Origin of the sequence: Pseudomonas sp. H11T01 (assembly GCF_048515765.1) — a bacterium.
Lineage (GTDB): Bacteria > Pseudomonadota > Gammaproteobacteria > Pseudomonadales > Pseudomonadaceae > Aquipseudomonas.
The window spans coordinates 314069-328829 of the sequence record NZ_JBLYED010000004.1; the positions used below are offsets into that span (position 1 = coordinate 314069).

A 14761-nucleotide genomic window follows, 5' to 3' on the forward strand; every position below is an offset into this window, starting at 1 on the left:
AAGGAGTCGGAATTGACACTCGCGCATATTGAAAAACAGCAGCAATTACTCTCGCGCTGGAGTGAGGCCCTCAACACCCCAGCCTTCAGATCCCATCGAATCACGCTCGATCATTTGAGCAATGCCCTGGAGCCCGCAGCGCAACGCAGCTTCCAACGTCTGATCCAGGCGCTGTTCCGCGAAGGTCTGATCAACCCCGACGACTGTGAATACGACGAGCACAGCCACTGCTGGTTACCGCTCGAGAATGGCGCCCATCTTTGTTTCGAACATTTGTCGGGAGGACGGATGAACAGCTGGGACGTGCGTGGCAGCATTACGCTGCACAGTTCCGCAAACCTGCCTCATAAAATCCAGCTGCCTTCTGAATTGCTGGCCCTGCTCAGCACCCGGCTCAACCCGGCTGCGTCGAGCGAAGTACTGGAACGTCTGGCCCTGGAGCTTGATGACAGCTTCAGCAATGACACGCTTTGCCTGGCCTTCCATCACGGCTGGACCCTCCAGCTGAAAGACCGGATTGACTCGGCCTGTGACGACAATCTACTGGCCTGGCTCAAAAACAGCTGCGTGCTGGAGAACCCGACCTCGCTGCTGGAACAGTGGGGCACACTGGGTCATCCCTGGCACCCGAATTACAAGACAAAACTGGGCCTCAGTGCCTCTCAGGTCATCGCCTTTTCGCCAGAGTTCGAGGCGAAATTTCCCATTGTGTTGTGTGCCCTGCACCGTCAATACGCCCACGTCGAATCGCTGACAGGTACGCCGGATTATTGGGACTGGTGGCAAGGCAACTTCCCGCAAGCCGCCGAACAACTGCATGCGCAATTGCAAAGCCGTGGGCTGGATGCAGCGGATTACCTCCCGCTCCCCGCGCACCCTTGGCAGGCCCATGAGGAATTACCACGGTTATTCACCAATGAGATCGCCGACAACCTGCTGATCGTGACCGATATCGTCGCGTTCACCGCTCATCCCACCATGTCGTTTCGCACCGTTGTGCCAGATGCCAGCCGCACCGCGCCGATGGTCAAACTCCCGGTGGCATTGCGTCTGACCAGCGTGCAACGCACCGTCTCGCCGCGCTCGGCGCGGATGGGGCCGCGCATCAGTCATCTGTTGCTGCAAATTCTCGATCAAGAGCCGCAGATCCAGCGCTTACTGAACATCGTGCCGGAACGCATCGGCGTGCATTACGCGCCACAACCGGTGGACGACGAACGTTCACGGCATGCCGCCGTGCTTTACCGGGACAACCCGCTGAGCCTGTTGAACACTGGTGAAATGGCCGTGCCGGTCGGCAGCCTGTTCGCGATGGATGAGCATCAGCAGCCCTTGCTTCGTCAGTGGGTGAAACTGGCACAAGGGCGCGATGACAGCGAAGCCATGCAGGCATTCTTCCGTGATTATCTGTCGATTGCCGTACCGAGCCTGCTCGGCATCTACCTGATGTATGGCGTGGCCTTCGAAGCTCACCAGCAAAACAGCTTTATGGTGATGGGCGCCGATGGGCAATTGAATCGCCTGCTGGCGCGCGACTTCGGCGACATTCGCATTGATCGCAAAACCCTGCATGCCCATGGCCTCGATATTGAGCTGCACGATCCGAAGATGACGCTCTACGACGAGTCCGGTTTTGTCCGCGACAAACTCCTGCACACCACGTTCATGTGCCACTTGGGCGAACTGGCCCTGCTCTGCGCTCGTCATTGGAACGTGCCGGAAAATCTCCTGTGGGATGAACTGGCGGCGCAGGTCAGTGATTGCTTTGACGCATTGCGCGAACGCGTCGAACCGCAGCGCTGGGAAACCGAGCGTCACGCCTTGCTCGTGCAGGACTGGCCGGCCAAGTCGTTTATGCGCATGCGCTTGCTCGACAGCCATGCCGATATCGTCGGCCGTCTCAGCAACCCACTGCGCGTTAACGCCCATGGCAGCTAAAGGCAGCGCTTTACGGCTGTTGGTGCTGATCCAGTTCATTTCCATGGGTGCCATGGAAATGAGCGGTCCGTTCTGGCCCTTGCAGATTCAACATCTGCTCGGTCCCGAACAGGCCCACTACACCGCACTGCTGTCAGCCATGGTCTATGCCGGCCCGATGCTTGCGGCCATGCTCTTGACGCCGTTGTGGGGTCGCCTCGGCGACCGCACCGGGCACAAGCCGATGATCGTTCGGGCATTGCTGGCGTTGGCACTGTGCCAAGGGCTTGCGGCCATTACGCTCGACCCATGGTTGCTGGTAGCGATCCGGGTGATGCAAGGCGCCCTGGCCGGCTTTCTGGCCGCCGCTCAGGCATACGCCCTGGCCTGCTGTGACAGCTCGGAGCGCGGGCGAACCCTGGCGCGCCTGCAATCGGCAACGGCCGTCGGCTCGCTGGTGGGGCCGGTATTGGGCGGTTGGTTGATGGACGTCTCCGGGTTTGCCCTGCTCTGCTATGGCGCCACGCTGATTTGCCTGCTGTGTGCACTGGGCAGCTTCTTTCTGCCCGCAGATACAGCGCGGTCAGCACAGAAAAAAACACCCGCCAGCACGGCCTTACCGAAAGGCTGGATGGGCGGAATTCTGCTGGTGATCGTGCTGATCCAGGCCGCAAAAATGATGCCTCAACCCTTCTATGCGCTGTATGTCGCCGATGTACTGCAAGCGCCCGGCTGGCTGATTGGCGCGACCTATGCCGCCAGCGCCGCGACCCTGGCCATTTCCGCGCCACTGTGGGGACGGCTGTTCGATCGCTGGCAACCGGCCTACACCCTGCGCGTCATTGAGGGCGTGGCGTGGTTGTGTGCGTTGACCCTCGCCGCAACCGCACTGGCCAACGAATGGATCGGTTTTCTCGCCACCCGACTGTTGTGGGGCCTTTGGCAAGGTGCCTTGCTGCCAGTGGCCTATGCCCTGATCGCCAATACCGTTTGCCCCACCCAACAGGGTTTTGCCCTGGGCCTGGGCAACAGCGCGGCGAAAGCCGGCGCACTGCTGGGTGCCGTCCTGGGCGGCATCGGTATGGGGCTGGTCGGGCTGGACCATAGCTTCTGGCTGGTGGCCCTGACCTACGCCTTGGCCGCGTTGGGCATCCGCTGGGTAAGAGCCTCAACCGCGATGCAGCCCACTGTTTTCTCTACCAACACTCATCAAAACTAAAAAAAGACCGCACCATGACCCGAACCAAGCTATCCCTGCTGATCCCGCTGATTGGCTCCTTCAGTGCCCCGACCTGGGCCGAAGAAACCGAGCAACCGGCCTCTCTGAACCTGCAAGCCACCGTCGTCTCGGCAACCCGCAACGAAGCGAGCATCGCCTCGATTCCAGGCTCGGTACAAGTCATCGACGAACACCAGATCCGTGAACAGAGCGGCGCCGGTCGTCGAGTGTCCGACATCCTTGGGCAACTGGTGCCGGGGATCGCACCGTCCACTGGTGGCATGAGCAACTTCGGTCAGACCTTGCGTGGGCGCAACATTCTGGTATTGATCGACGGAGTGTCGCAAAACGCTACCCGCGACAACTTCCGCCAGCTGAACAGCATCTCGCCCGCCAGCATCGAGCGCATCGAAGTAGTATCCGGCGCGAGCAGCATCTACGGTGCCGGCGCATCGGGCGGCATCATCAACATCATTACCAAGCGCAACCAGGGCCAGGACATCGCGTTCAGCAGCAAACTGGGGATGACCAGCGGCAACAACCTCAACCGCAAAGGCTTCGCCTACGAGGCGTTCCAAAGTGCGACAGGTCGTCAGGACGCACTGGACTGGTATGTCTCGGCCGACATGACCCAACGCAACGACCAGTTCGACGGCAACGGCAACCGCATTCCTCAGGACACGTCCCAGGGCAGCAACATGGACACCGAAACCTATGACCTGCAAGGTCGGTTCGGTTATGAGCTGGATGCCGACAAAAAAATCAGCCTGTCGCTGCAAGACTACAAAGACCAGCAGGACACCGGTTACACCAAGGATCCGAAAAATACCAACGACGCCGTCGCAGTAAAGGGCTTGAAGCTCGACGATCAGCCCTACACCCATAACCAGGCGGTCAACCTCAACTACGTCGACAAGGATTTCTACGGCCAGGGCCTGCAAGTCGAAAGCTACTGGCGTCGTGCAGATGCGCTGTTCTTTCCCGACCTGTCACGCGGCAAGGCCGGCGTCTCGGACAACAACAGCGTGCAAGACGTGTATGGCCTGCGCGCAGCCATCGACACCCCGCTGCCGTCCATTGGCGCTGCCACCGGCAACCTGGTCTGGGGTGCCGACTACGACCATGAGCGCTCCCGTCAGCGAGGCGACCAGTACACGGTCAATGGCCTGAACTACACCAAGACCGGCACCACCTATGAAATGGGCCCGGACATCGAAACGGCCACCAAGGCACTGTTCGGGCAAATGTCCTGGGACATCGGCGACTGGACCTTGCGCGGTGGCGTACGGCGCGAATGGATCGAAAGCGAAGTTGCCGACAGCATCGCCTATGGTGAAATCGTCCAGACCGGGAACCGCGCGGTCTTGCCCGGCGATACCCTCAAATATGATGCGACCCTCTACAACCTGGGGGCGGTCTATCACCTGAGCGAAAACCAGGACATCTTCGCCAATTACAGCCAAGGTTTCTCGCTGCCCGACATCCAACGCTTCCTGCGGGACGTCAACAGTCGCTTCGATATTCAGACCCTCAACGCCCAAGCGATCAAAGTCGACAGCTACGAGCTGGGCTGGCGCGGCAACTGGGATAAATGGCAGGCCGACGTCACCGTGTATGAAAACACTTCGGACGTGACTCAGTTCTACGACGCCAATGATCGTGTACTGCGCCTGATCAACCAAAAGGAGCGGGTACGCGGCATTGAAAACAGCCTGACGTATCGCCCGACCGATCACTGGTCGGTGGGCGGCACCTATGCGTGGGCCAAAGGCGAAACCGAGCAGGACGGTAAATGGATCGACCTGCCAGCCACCCGCATTTCACCGGCCAAAACCACCCTGTTCGTCGGCTTTACCGAGGACGACTACAGCCTGCGCCTGCAGGGCATGCGCCTGAGCAGCTACGACGCCGCTTTCAAGGACAACAACGGCCGCGACATCGAGGGCTACACCCTGGTGGACCTGCTCGGTTCGGTGGAACTGCCGGTCGGGCGTCTCGAAGGCGGGATCTACAACCTCACCGATCGCAACTACCAAAATCTGTTTGCCCAGGCCAACGCCCGGGCGCCGTTTGCCAATGCTGAAGGTCGCACATTGAGTGTGAGTTATTCGCTGGATTGGTAAGCAGCAGGGCAAGGCGACGATTTTAAGGCGTCGCCTTGCGTCTGGACGAGGTCACCCGGATGTCGATTTGAGGCAGGAAGAACGCGGTCGAAAGCGGCAAGGTTTGTCCGCTGGGCGGCGCGCCTTGACGGGCATGATGCTGTCATCCCCCGCAAAATCTGGGCATGGCTACACCGGCATGCAAATTGCCCCGTACCTGCCAATAGTCATTATTCAGGTGCTCGAATCATGTTGGTCAACGCACAGAAAGCCCCGACAGTGCAGCCTACTCAGCGGTCCGATATGGACCCGACCACGGCTGCCGCCAGCGCGCTTTACAGCGGTTTGATGCAGAACGTGCAAAATACCGCAAGCAATCAGGCCTCTACGACAACGCAACAATCCAGCAACACGGTGAACGACAACGTCGACGCCGCGTTCGCCAAAACCCGCGTGTTGCTGCAAGCCACTGCGCCGGCCACCAACACACCGAATGCAAGCACCGCCACGGACAGTACAGCGCTTACCGACTTCAAGGATTACATGAGCAAAACGCCCGAACGGCGGATGCGCGACAGTATTCTGAAAGAGATGGGTATTACCGAAGACGACGTGAAAAACATGTCGCCTGAAAAACAACTGGCGATCGGCAAGGAAATTGCCCAACGCGTTGAAGACAAAATGAAACTGGCCCAGGCCGATAAAGAGAACAGCGCCACCGGAAAACAAGTTCCTGAGACGTTTCTGGCTGCTCTTTAATCGCCTCAAGCAAGCACTGAAGAGGGTTTCTCTATCAGGCTGCAATGCCTGGAAGAGAACCCTTTTTGACCAATGCCGGTAAGTTAAGCGAACGCTCCTACACATACCCTTAACTGGCTGGCATTGCTCTTTTTGGCTGCCGATATCATAAACCGCTAAGCCGGGCGCAGCATTTCCAACAACGCTTGCACCGCCGCTGACGGTACCCTGCCCTGTGGCACCACCAGCGCGAACTCCCGATGAATCGGCGTGGTCAGCGGGACGATGCGCAGTCCTTTGCGATCAGTTGGCAGGGTCATTTCCGGCACCACCGTCACACCGACATTTTCCCGAACCAGCGTGAAAGCACTACTCCACTCGCGAACCTCAACCCGGACGTCGAGCAACGCAAGACCGGCGTCCGCCGCCAGGCTACGCGCATTGACCGAACAACCACCGGTGGCCAGAACGAAAGGCTGTGCGCTCAACTCTGCCAGCGACACACTGGCCTCGTTTGGGCGCCGGGCCAGCGGATGACCTATCGGCAGTACTGCCACCCAGTTATCGCGCCCCAACAAACCTGCGCTGCGCTCGGCAGGCGGATTCAACACGACGCCCACATCAATCAGGCCGGCACTGAGCAGGTTTTCGACTTCGTCATCGCTGACCTCCAGCGCCACCACCTGAATACCGGGATAAAGCTGATTGAATTGGCGCAGCAGCGGCGGCAGGAAGGTGGCCAGCACCATAGGGAAACTCGCCAGACGGATCGTGCCGCGTTGAATGTCTTTCGCGGCATCGACGGTGGTGCGAATGGTCTCCAGCGCCCCGAGCATCAACCGCGCCTGCTCGATCACTTGCAGGCCGATTGCGGTCGGTAGAGTCTGGCGGTTTTCCCGGGTGAACAGCTGCACGCCGAGCATGTCTTCGAGCAACCCCAGTGCCTGGCTGGCGCCGGACTGGGTCATGCCGACGCGCTCGGCGGCGCGAGTGATATTGCCGGCATCCGCCACCGCCACCAGCATGCGCCAATGCATCAGGTTCATCATGGCAGTAGCTGTCCTTATGGGTACGTTCTGAAAGAGTAATTTTACGGATGATGGCGACGACTATGACACTGATCAAAACCGTCCAGAAGAGTCCTCTCCATGAAGTTGTATTTCGCCCCTCAAGCCTGCTCGTTGGCGCCGCACATTGTCCTGCGTGAACTGGATCTTGCGTTCGAACTGATCCGTGTCGACAACACCACCAAGAAGACCCTCGATGGCGCCGACTTTCTCGCCATCAATCCCAAAGGTTATGTCGCGGCCTTACAGCTGGATAACGCACAGGTGCTGACCGAAGGCCCGGCCATCCTGCAATACCTCGCCGATCTCAAGCCGCAAGCAGGTCTGGCACCGGCTAACGGAACCTGGGAAAGAGCGCGTTTGCAGGAATGGCTGAACTTCGTCTCCAGTGAGATTCATGGTGGATTGGGGCTACTGTTCAACAGCTCGATTCCCGATGACGTGAAGGCGATTTTCCGAGAGAAACTGTTCAAGCGCTTCGCGATACTGACCCGGACACTGGAGCAGCAGGATTACCTGATGGGTGAGCAGTTCAGTATTGCCGATGCCTATCTGTTCAGCGTATTGCGCTGGACGCCGTTGTTTGCCATCGATCTGGGGCAATGGCCGGCTCTGGAGCGCTTTCAGGCGCGGATCGGCGAGCGTGCGACGGTTAAAGCGGCGTTGGTTGCGGAGATGGCGTAAGTCTTTAGTTCATTCGCGGGCAAGCCCGCTCCCACTGGGGCTACACAATGCTTGTGGGAGCGGGCTTGCCCGCGAATGCGATGTCTCAGGCGCCCTTGAAACATCAGGCAAATAATCGAATCCCTCTACAAACTCCCACTCACCCGCGTCGCCACCTCAGCAGGCACCCAACCCTGCCACACCTGCGGCTGATCCTTCAGAAACGCTTCGGCAACCTGTCTCGGTTGCTGGCGTTTTTCGCTCATTTGGCCGAGGGTCTGGTTCAGCAGATTGATCGGCAAGTCGACTTTCTCGAAGAACGCCACCAGATCCGGGTATTGCGCTTTGAACGGTGCGGAGACGCCAATGGCCAGGCTCGCGGGCATCGAGCGAGTGCCCTTGGGATGCGGGTTGTTGGCATCGGCCAAGGTTTTCCAGGCCTGGGCATCGAACGCCGGCTCTTCGAGTTTTACCAGTTTGAACCGACCCAGCAACGGCGTCGGTGACCAGTAGTAGAACAGCACCGGTTTGCCGCGACGGATCGATGAGGCGACCTCTGCATCCAGCGCCGCACCGGAGCCGGTGCGGAAGTTGACGAAGCTATCAGTCAGCTCATAAGCCTTGAGTTTCTGGCTGTTGACGATTTCCGAGGTCCAGCCGGTCGGGCTGTTGAGGAACCGCCCGCGGGTCGGATCTTCGGGATCACGGAACACATCCTTGTAGCGCGCCAGATCGGCGACAGACTTCAGCTCCGGAGCCAAAGGCTTGATGCCACGCTCCGGGTCGCCCTTGATCACATATTCCGGAACCCACCAGCCTTCCGTTGCGCCTTTGACCGTGTCACCGAGGCCAAACACCTTGCCCTCCGATTGCGCCTTTATCCAGGCCGGACTGCGCCCGGCCCACTCTTCACCGATCACCTGGATGTCGTTCTTGGCCAGCGCCGCTTCGAGGCTGACGGTGCTGCCCGGCATCGTGTCGGTCGGGTAGCCGTAACCTTTCTCGACGATCAAACGCAGGATCTCGGTGATCAGGCTGCCGCTTTCCCAGGTGATGTCGCCGAAGTGGATCGGCGCAGATTTCTCGGCGGCGGGTGCCTGTTGTGCCAGGAGGCTTAGCGCCAGCAGCGAGCTGCCGAGCAGGGTTTTGATCGATCTCATGCGGACCTCTGAATGGGGGGTTGTCGGAGTAATGGTGGGTTGGCACCAGGGTGGTTCGCGGCATTCCACGGCGCACAGACAGCGCTTGAGCGGACCATGTAATCACTCACCGAACGTTGGGAAATCCCAAGCTCCTCGGCGACTTCGGGATAGGTCAGGCCATTGACCCTGGCCAGCAGGAAAGTCGCCCGGACCTTGACCGGCAAGCGTTTGAGCTGACGGTCGATGCCGTGCAGGGTTTCGAGTACTTGCGCCAGAGCCTGAGGTGACGCCCCTTGGAATTCTTCGTCTTGCTGCAAGGCTGCGAGGTGACTGTGTTCCAGATCGCGGCGGCGCCAGAGCTGGTACATCAAGCGCTGGGCAATGGTGGTCAGCAGCGCCCGCGGCTGATGGATAGGGATCAGCCCCGGGTTGCTCAGCAGTTGGACGAAGGTGTCGGCGGCAATGTCTTCTGCATTGGCGCTGGAATCCAGATGGCGGCGCAATCGTGCGCACAGCCATGGGTAATGACTGCGGAACAATCCGCCCACGTATTCGCTGTGAGAAGTGTCGGCGCCGGACATGGAGGCTCCAATAGAAATGGTTGCGCTGTATGTCCGGTGTTCCGGTGACGCGATCCTAGCAAGGAGACTTATTCTTTAATAATACTTAAAAAGCATTTTTATATGTATTTTTGGAATTACGCGCCAAGCAAGATCTTTTGGCAAACCCAATGATTAACTGACTGGCGCCAAGCCTTCAGCGCAATCGACCAAAACCAAGCTCCTCGGCCTCTTGTTGATAATCAAGAAGGATTTGGTAATCGCGTTCAGAGGCCGGCAAAACCTCCCTCAGCCCAAGGGTCTCACCCACCTCAGGCAATGCCTGCAACGTCAGGTTCATCGCCCCACGAATCCGCTCAGACTGCTCATCAGACAACCCAGCGGCACCGATATACGGCAAGGTCGGGCTGAACGCACTGCGCGCCACCACTCGCAAACCGGCGACTTCCTCCTCGGCATAACGCGCCAGGTAGGCAAAGGTGACGCTGTCGATAGCCGCGAGATCCGCCTTGTCTTCACGCAACCAGCGCAGGCTCTCGCGGTGGCTGCCGCTGATGGAGACACTGGAGAAAAACCGACCGTCCTGTTGCAGCGGTGCGAGCCGGTGGCGCAACAGGTTCATCCCGCTGTTGGAGTCCTCGCCATTGATTACGCCACGACTGTCAAACAGCGCCGCCAGAGTCCGGCGGGGTTCATCGGTACGGGTCAGCAGCAGGCTGCAATGGTTGCCGCCAGAGCTGTCGGGTAGCTCATAGCGAGGTCGGCCGATCACCCGGACCTGTCCGCGCAAGGCTGTCATCAGCGGATAACCACAGGTCTGGGTCAGCAGCAGTTGCGGGGCGAGCCAGAGCTGCATCAATGCCAGACCCTCGGCGCTGCGACGGTTGACGTCGAGCCGTTCGAGGATACGCGTCAGCCATTGTTCGTTGGCCTGCCGTACCTGTTCGGGTGCGACGTACATCAATAGTTCTGCATAGCGTGACGTCATTATTGTTTTCTCAACTAAACGGATGCTCTGGGCTGTCCACCGCCGTCAGCCCATGTCGACGAAACAACTCACCATAGCCTTGCACCAAAAATTCGCCACTGCGCCTGAGCCACTGCTCACGGCGGGCACGGTACACACGAGGCAAGTAGTACCAGGGCAACCCCGGCAAGTCGTGATGCACCAAATGCAGGTTCAAATTGAGAAACAACCAGGTCCAGGGCCACGCCGCTTCGTTGATCACCGTGCGTTGCTCGGCTTGAGCGTGTGGGCGATGTTCATAGTAGGAGCGGATCATCGCCACCGACAACGCCGGCACGCTGATCAGTAATAGGTAATGCCAGACCGGCACCAGACTGTAGCGAGCGATGAAACCCAGCATCAATAACGTCAGCGCGCCGTGGGTCAGCCACATCCGCCACGCCTGTCGTTCGCCTCGACGCAAGCGCTGCAACTCGTCCTTCGCCAACCCCAGCAAAGCCAGTGGCGCACCCAATAGCAGACGGCCGAACACCGTCTTGTTCAGCCAGTGCAGGCCTTGTTCAAGCAACGAGCTGCCCTGCCATTGGTGGCGGCTCAGGTAGCGGCTTTCAGGGTCGCGACCGGGCAAGGTCAGGTCTTCGTCACGGTGATGCAGCAAATGGCTATCGCGATACAGCGTGTAGGGATACCAGACCGCAAACGGCGCATAACCCAGGATCTTGTTCAGCCAAGTAAGGCGCGTCGGATGTCCGTGCAACAGCTCGTGCTGCACCGACATCCACAGCACCACGATGGGGATCAGCAGCGCAGTACTCAGCCATAACCCGAGCCACGGACTGGCCAGCAGCACGCCAAACCAGGCGCCATAGACACCGATCAGTAACAGCCAGGTCGGCCACTCCGTGCGACCGGTGAGGCTCCGTTTCAGGACTTCGATTTCTTCACGTTGGGCTTGATCAAGATAATTGGACATGGCATCGCTCAAAGCAGGGAACCGCCGACAGACGAACGTCGACGTCATCCCTCTCTGTGCAATAACTCAGGGAAATCTTGCAGATCGATTGGTACTTACTTGGAAGTGAAAACTTAGAAATGAAAGCGGAGCCCGATTGCCGGGCTCCGTGAAAGACGACTCAGTGACCGAACACGCCGACCTTTTTGGCTTTCTTGTCTGCGCGTTTTTCATCGGCGGTTTTTGCCGGTTTTTTCTTTGCAGCTTTCTTTGAATCCATGCCTTTGGCCATGATGCACGCTCCACTCATACGGGATGTAACATGAGGTATAACACCTATTGCGCGGCAGAGTTTTATTTCAGCGATTTATAATTTTTTGCCCTTCATCACCTGCCATAGAAATCCTCTCAACCATGCCAGACCTTCATTTCAGCCCGCTTGCCGAGCCTCTACGCCCCCTGCTCAATAAGTTCTATCGCCTGCACAATTCGCCGATGCGCGCTGCCAGCGAGGGGCAATTGTGGGTAGCCAAACGAGAAGGGATCGTTGCCGGATTGTGCCTGTCGCCAGTTGCTCAAGGGCATTGGTTGACGGGGTTGTTTGTCGATCCGGCCTGCCGGGGCCAAAGGATTGGCACGCAGTTGGTCGAGCGTGCCGTTGCGCCTATCAATGGACCGGTCTGGCTGTTCTGCCACCCGGACCTGCAAACGTTCTACGAGGGAGTGGGGTTTTCCATCGACCCGCAGCTGCCGCAGTCCCTGACAGATCGTCTGGCTCGCTACGCTCGCACTAAACCCTTGATTGCCATGGGTATAGAACCGTTGGTTCGCGATTAATCGACTCAATCGTCCGCTGCAGGATCCATATCCGGAAACATCACGTCGATAAAACCAAACTTGCTGAAGTCGCTGATCCGCGACGGATACAACCGGCCGATCAAGTGATCGCATTCATGTTGCACGACGCGGGCATGGAAACCTGAAGCGATGCGCACGATGGGTTGGCCCTTGGGATCGAAACCTTCATAGCGAATCTGCTGATAACGCTCCACGGCACCGCGCAACCCCGGCACCGACAGACAACCTTCGAAGCCCTCTTCCAGAATCGGATTCAACGGCGTGATCAGCGGGTTGATCAGAATCGTCTGCGGAACGGCTTCCGCGTCCGGATAGCGTTCACTGTGCTCGAAGCCGAAGATCACCAATTGCAGGTCGACGCCCACCTGCGGCGCGGCCAGGCCCACACCCCCCACATGCTCCATGGTCTGGAACATGTCATCGATCAACTGCCAGAGTTCCGGGCTGTCGAACATTTCGGACGGTACCGGCGGGGCAATGCGCAGCAGGCGCTCATCGCCCATTTTCAGAATTTCACGGATCATGTTCAGACTTCATCAATGGTCGGGTTGAGCGAGTGATCCCGTCCCAGTCCCGAAACGTGGTGTTTGTCGTCGTGCTCGTCGAGGTCCTTTTCGCCAGGATGCTTGCCTTGAGCCGACATATGGTCGATCACTGCATTCATTTCCGCGCCAAGCAACAATGCCGCCGCAGAAATATAGAAATACAGCAGCAATACGATGATCGCGCCGATACTGCCATACATAGCGTTGTAATCGGCGAAGGCTTTCACGTAATAACCGAAACCCAGTGAGGCGAGGATCCACACCACCACTGCCAGCACTGAGCCCGCGGTAATAAGGCGGAACTCCTGCTTCACATCCGGCATGACGTAATAGATCAATGCCACGGCGACCATCAGCAGCACCACGATCAATGGCCAGCGCACAACGGTCCAGACGGTGACGATAAAATCCTCCATGCCGATCTGCCCTGCCAGCCATTCCATCACTTGCGGCCCCAGGACCATCAAGGCGGCGGCAGCCAGGAGCATCCCGGCGATGCCGACGGTGTAGAAAATCGACAGTGGAAAGCGCTTCCAGATCGGGCGCCTTTCGACCACATCGTAAGCGGCGTTCATGGCGCTCATCATCAGCCGCACGCCAGCGGACGCGGTCCACAGTGCAATCACGATACCCGCCGAGAGCAGCCCACCCTTGGATTGCTGGAGCTGGTCGATCACCGGGTTTACTTGTTCGAGGGCCTGGGGCGGTAACACCAGTTCCGATTGAAGACGCAGCCAGGAGAAGAAGTCCGGCAGGTGCAGGAAGCCGATCAGGGCGATGAGAAACAGCAGGAAGGGAAACAGCGAGAACAACATCTGGTAGGCAAGCGCCGAAGCATAAGTCGACATCTCGTCATCGATGAATTCGGTGACCGTTCGCGTCAAAACACGGTGCAGGGGCAAACCTTTCAAATCCGGAAAAATCATAGCGTCTCCTTCGCCGCAAAAGGGTTGAAGTCGGTGGCGACTCAGGGACCGTTTTCTTTCATCAAAGTAGCTTAGTTGACCACGTTGAAACAATTTCGTTGTTTAAACGCCAATGACCGACACAAAAACGGCCATCCGCGGATGGCCGTTCAGCTGCAATCAAACCGACGTCCACGTCAGGCTTTATCAATCGTTTTCTTGATCGCATCTTTGACCTGGCCTTTAGCCTTTTGCGCATCGCCCTTCAATTCCTGAGCTTTGCCTTCGGCCCGCAGCCTGTCGTTGCCCGTGGCTTTACCCACGCCCTGTTTTACACTACCCGCCACTTCGTTCGCGGTGCCTTTGATCTTATCGCCAGTGCTACTCATGGTGTTTCTCCCGGTAGAAAAAGGGGTATCAGTGTCCGTACGTAAAGATTGACCCGGCCCCAGTACGCAGAGTTTCATTTATTTTCACGGCGTCATTTCATCGCCGCGTGCAGGTTTGGCTTTATGTTTACCCCTCAACCCCCGAGAATGCGCAACGTATTCAGGCCATGGCGCTGAAGATCCAACCCGTAGGAATGTTATGAAACTCGATAAAGCGCAGGCCATTGCCCGCAGAAACCAGGAACTCGGCGGCGCCGTGCTGGGCGTCAATAACTGCCATTTCACTGAACTGAACCGCAACAAGAACATCTGGTGGTTCGATATCCCCGTCAGCCGCCTGGCCATCGGTCAGTACGAGTGGATTCACTTGTTGCTGCACACCCCGAGCACCGACCAGTTGCTGCACCTGAAAGTGCCAACCGTGTTTCTGCGTGAGAAGATGGAAGGCCTGGTGGTGCGCAACCAAGGCAAACGCAAGCCTACCGTGAGCCTGGAGTTGAGTGCCGACAAGGACGCCTTCCTTGAAGACGTGCGCCCGGCCGGTACTGGCGTGAATTTCGCGAAGTTTTTGCTGTAACCGCCGAAGTTTCCAACGCACTACACGTCACCGAAAAATCCGGAATCCGATAAAGATTCCGGATTTTTTATGCCTGTAACACCGGATCTGGATACTGCTCTGAACAGGGCTGAATGCAAGACCGGCATAAAAACCCTCAACTCAAGTTTACTTCCCCGCT

15 protein-coding genes are annotated in these 14761 nt (G+C 58.3%); 7 read left to right on the plus strand and 8 right to left on the minus strand.

Going from position 1 to position 14761, the window contains the following annotated elements; genetic code table 11:
* Positions 1–12: 12 nt before the first annotated feature.
* The 4 genes from ACN1C3_RS07735 to ACN1C3_RS07750 all read left to right on the plus strand — a co-directional run bounded on the left by ACN1C3_RS07735 (position 13) and on the right by ACN1C3_RS07750 (position 5997).
* Positions 13–1938 (plus strand): IucA/IucC family protein, encoded by a 1926-nt coding sequence (locus ACN1C3_RS07735; RefSeq protein ID WP_419115217.1) that lies wholly within the window; start codon positions 13–15, stop codon positions 1936–1938.
* Complete coding sequence (locus ACN1C3_RS07740) at positions 1928–3136, plus strand: MFS transporter (protein WP_419115218.1); 1209 nt, start codon at positions 1928–1930, stop codon at positions 3134–3136. Before ACN1C3_RS07735 ends, ACN1C3_RS07740 begins: the two co-directional genes overlap by 11 nt.
* 14 nt (positions 3137–3150) lie before the next feature.
* The gene (locus ACN1C3_RS07745; protein WP_419115219.1) at positions 3151–5259 is read left to right on the plus strand and encodes a TonB-dependent receptor; all 2109 of its coding nucleotides are present in this window, start codon (positions 3151–3153) and stop codon (positions 5257–5259) included.
* A gap of 228 nt (positions 5260–5487) precedes the next feature.
* The gene (locus ACN1C3_RS07750) at positions 5488–5997 is read left to right on the plus strand and encodes a hypothetical protein (protein ID WP_419115220.1); all 510 of its coding nucleotides are present in this window, start codon (positions 5488–5490) and stop codon (positions 5995–5997) included.
* A gap of 155 nt (positions 5998–6152) precedes the next feature.
* Here the strand turns inward: ACN1C3_RS07750 and ACN1C3_RS07755 are convergent, their stop codons facing one another.
* Entirely contained in the window at positions 6153–7025 is an 873-nt protein-coding gene (locus ACN1C3_RS07755; protein ID WP_419115221.1) for a LysR family transcriptional regulator, read from the minus strand.
* Positions 7026–7124: 99 nt separating this feature from the next.
* On the opposite strand from ACN1C3_RS07755, the gene gstA reads away from it, so the two are divergent.
* A complete protein-coding gene (gene gstA / locus ACN1C3_RS07760) occupies positions 7125–7727 on the plus strand; it encodes a glutathione transferase GstA (RefSeq protein ID WP_419115222.1) in 603 nt (200 codons plus the stop codon).
* Positions 7728–7852: 125 nt separating this feature from the next.
* Here gstA and ACN1C3_RS07765 read toward each other — a convergent pair whose 3' ends face one another.
* The 4 genes from ACN1C3_RS07765 to ACN1C3_RS07780 form a co-directional block, all read right to left on the minus strand.
* Positions 7853–8866, minus strand: coding sequence for an ABC transporter substrate-binding protein (locus tag ACN1C3_RS07765; RefSeq protein ID WP_419115223.1), 1014 nt, complete (start codon positions 8864–8866; stop codon positions 7853–7855).
* Entirely contained in the window at positions 8863–9429 is a 567-nt protein-coding gene (locus ACN1C3_RS07770) for a sigma-70 family RNA polymerase sigma factor (RefSeq protein ID WP_419115224.1), read from the minus strand. Before ACN1C3_RS07770 ends, ACN1C3_RS07765 begins: the two co-directional genes overlap by 4 nt.
* A gap of 175 nt (positions 9430–9604) precedes the next feature.
* Positions 9605–10396 (minus strand): phosphate/phosphite/phosphonate ABC transporter substrate-binding protein, encoded by a 792-nt coding sequence (locus ACN1C3_RS07775; RefSeq protein WP_419115225.1) that lies wholly within the window; start codon positions 10394–10396, stop codon positions 9605–9607.
* Positions 10397–10406: 10 nt separating this feature from the next.
* Positions 10407–11348: a fatty acid desaturase gene (locus tag ACN1C3_RS07780; RefSeq protein ID WP_419115226.1), complete on the minus strand. Its 942-nt coding sequence runs from the start codon at positions 11346–11348 to the stop codon at positions 10407–10409.
* 393 nt (positions 11349–11741) lie between these two features.
* Between ACN1C3_RS07780 and ACN1C3_RS07785 the strand changes: the two genes are divergently transcribed.
* Positions 11742–12164 (plus strand): GNAT family N-acetyltransferase, encoded by a 423-nt coding sequence (locus tag ACN1C3_RS07785; protein WP_419115227.1) that lies wholly within the window; start codon positions 11742–11744, stop codon positions 12162–12164.
* A gap of 5 nt (positions 12165–12169) precedes the next feature.
* Here the strand turns inward: ACN1C3_RS07785 and def are convergent, their stop codons facing one another.
* The 3 genes from def to ACN1C3_RS07800 form a co-directional block, all read right to left on the minus strand.
* Positions 12170–12709 (minus strand): peptide deformylase, encoded by a 540-nt coding sequence (gene def / locus ACN1C3_RS07790; protein WP_419115228.1) that lies wholly within the window; start codon positions 12707–12709, stop codon positions 12170–12172.
* 2 nt (positions 12710–12711) lie between these two features.
* A complete protein-coding gene (locus tag ACN1C3_RS07795; protein WP_419115229.1) occupies positions 12712–13656 on the minus strand; it encodes a YihY/virulence factor BrkB family protein in 945 nt (314 codons plus the stop codon).
* Between the two features lie 176 nt (positions 13657–13832).
* The gene (locus ACN1C3_RS07800; RefSeq protein WP_419115230.1) at positions 13833–14024 is read right to left on the minus strand and encodes a CsbD family protein; all 192 of its coding nucleotides are present in this window, start codon (positions 14022–14024) and stop codon (positions 13833–13835) included.
* A 199-nt stretch (positions 14025–14223) separates the two neighbouring features.
* On the opposite strand from ACN1C3_RS07800, the gene ACN1C3_RS07805 reads away from it, so the two are divergent.
* The gene (locus ACN1C3_RS07805) at positions 14224–14601 is read left to right on the plus strand and encodes a hypothetical protein (protein ID WP_419115231.1); all 378 of its coding nucleotides are present in this window, start codon (positions 14224–14226) and stop codon (positions 14599–14601) included.
* Positions 14602–14761: the final 160 nt, after the last annotated feature.

What these genes read in the sequence shown, in the direction of transcription:
- ACN1C3_RS07740 (WP_419115218.1), top strand. Translation starts at nt 1,928, where the DNA reads ATGGCAGCTAAAGGCAGCGCTTTACGGCTGTTGGTGCTGATCCAGTTC.
- ACN1C3_RS07745 (WP_419115219.1), top strand. Translation starts at nt 3,151, where the DNA reads ATGACCCGAACCAAGCTATCCCTGCTGATCCCGCTGATTGGCTCCTTC.
- ACN1C3_RS07750 (WP_419115220.1), top strand. Translation starts at nt 5,488, where the DNA reads ATGTTGGTCAACGCACAGAAAGCCCCGACAGTGCAGCCTACTCAGCGG.
- ACN1C3_RS07755 (WP_419115221.1), bottom strand. Translation starts at nt 7,025, where the DNA reads ATGATGAACCTGATGCATTGGCGCATGCTGGTGGCGGTGGCGGATGCC.
- gstA (WP_419115222.1), top strand. Translation starts at nt 7,125, where the DNA reads ATGAAGTTGTATTTCGCCCCTCAAGCCTGCTCGTTGGCGCCGCACATT.
- ACN1C3_RS07765 (WP_419115223.1), bottom strand. Translation starts at nt 8,866, where the DNA reads ATGAGATCGATCAAAACCCTGCTCGGCAGCTCGCTGCTGGCGCTAAGC.
- ACN1C3_RS07770 (WP_419115224.1), bottom strand. Translation starts at nt 9,429, where the DNA reads ATGTCCGGCGCCGACACTTCTCACAGCGAATACGTGGGCGGATTGTTC.
- ACN1C3_RS07775 (WP_419115225.1), bottom strand. Translation starts at nt 10,396, where the DNA reads ATGACGTCACGCTATGCAGAACTATTGATGTACGTCGCACCCGAACAG.
- ACN1C3_RS07780 (WP_419115226.1), bottom strand. Translation starts at nt 11,348, where the DNA reads ATGTCCAATTATCTTGATCAAGCCCAACGTGAAGAAATCGAAGTCCTG.
- ACN1C3_RS07785 (WP_419115227.1), top strand. Translation starts at nt 11,742, where the DNA reads ATGCCAGACCTTCATTTCAGCCCGCTTGCCGAGCCTCTACGCCCCCTG.
- def (WP_419115228.1), bottom strand. Translation starts at nt 12,709, where the DNA reads ATGATCCGTGAAATTCTGAAAATGGGCGATGAGCGCCTGCTGCGCATT.
- ACN1C3_RS07795 (WP_419115229.1), bottom strand. Translation starts at nt 13,656, where the DNA reads ATGATTTTTCCGGATTTGAAAGGTTTGCCCCTGCACCGTGTTTTGACG.
- ACN1C3_RS07800 (WP_419115230.1), bottom strand. Translation starts at nt 14,024, where the DNA reads ATGAGTAGCACTGGCGATAAGATCAAAGGCACCGCGAACGAAGTGGCG.
- ACN1C3_RS07805 (WP_419115231.1), top strand. Translation starts at nt 14,224, where the DNA reads ATGAAACTCGATAAAGCGCAGGCCATTGCCCGCAGAAACCAGGAACTC.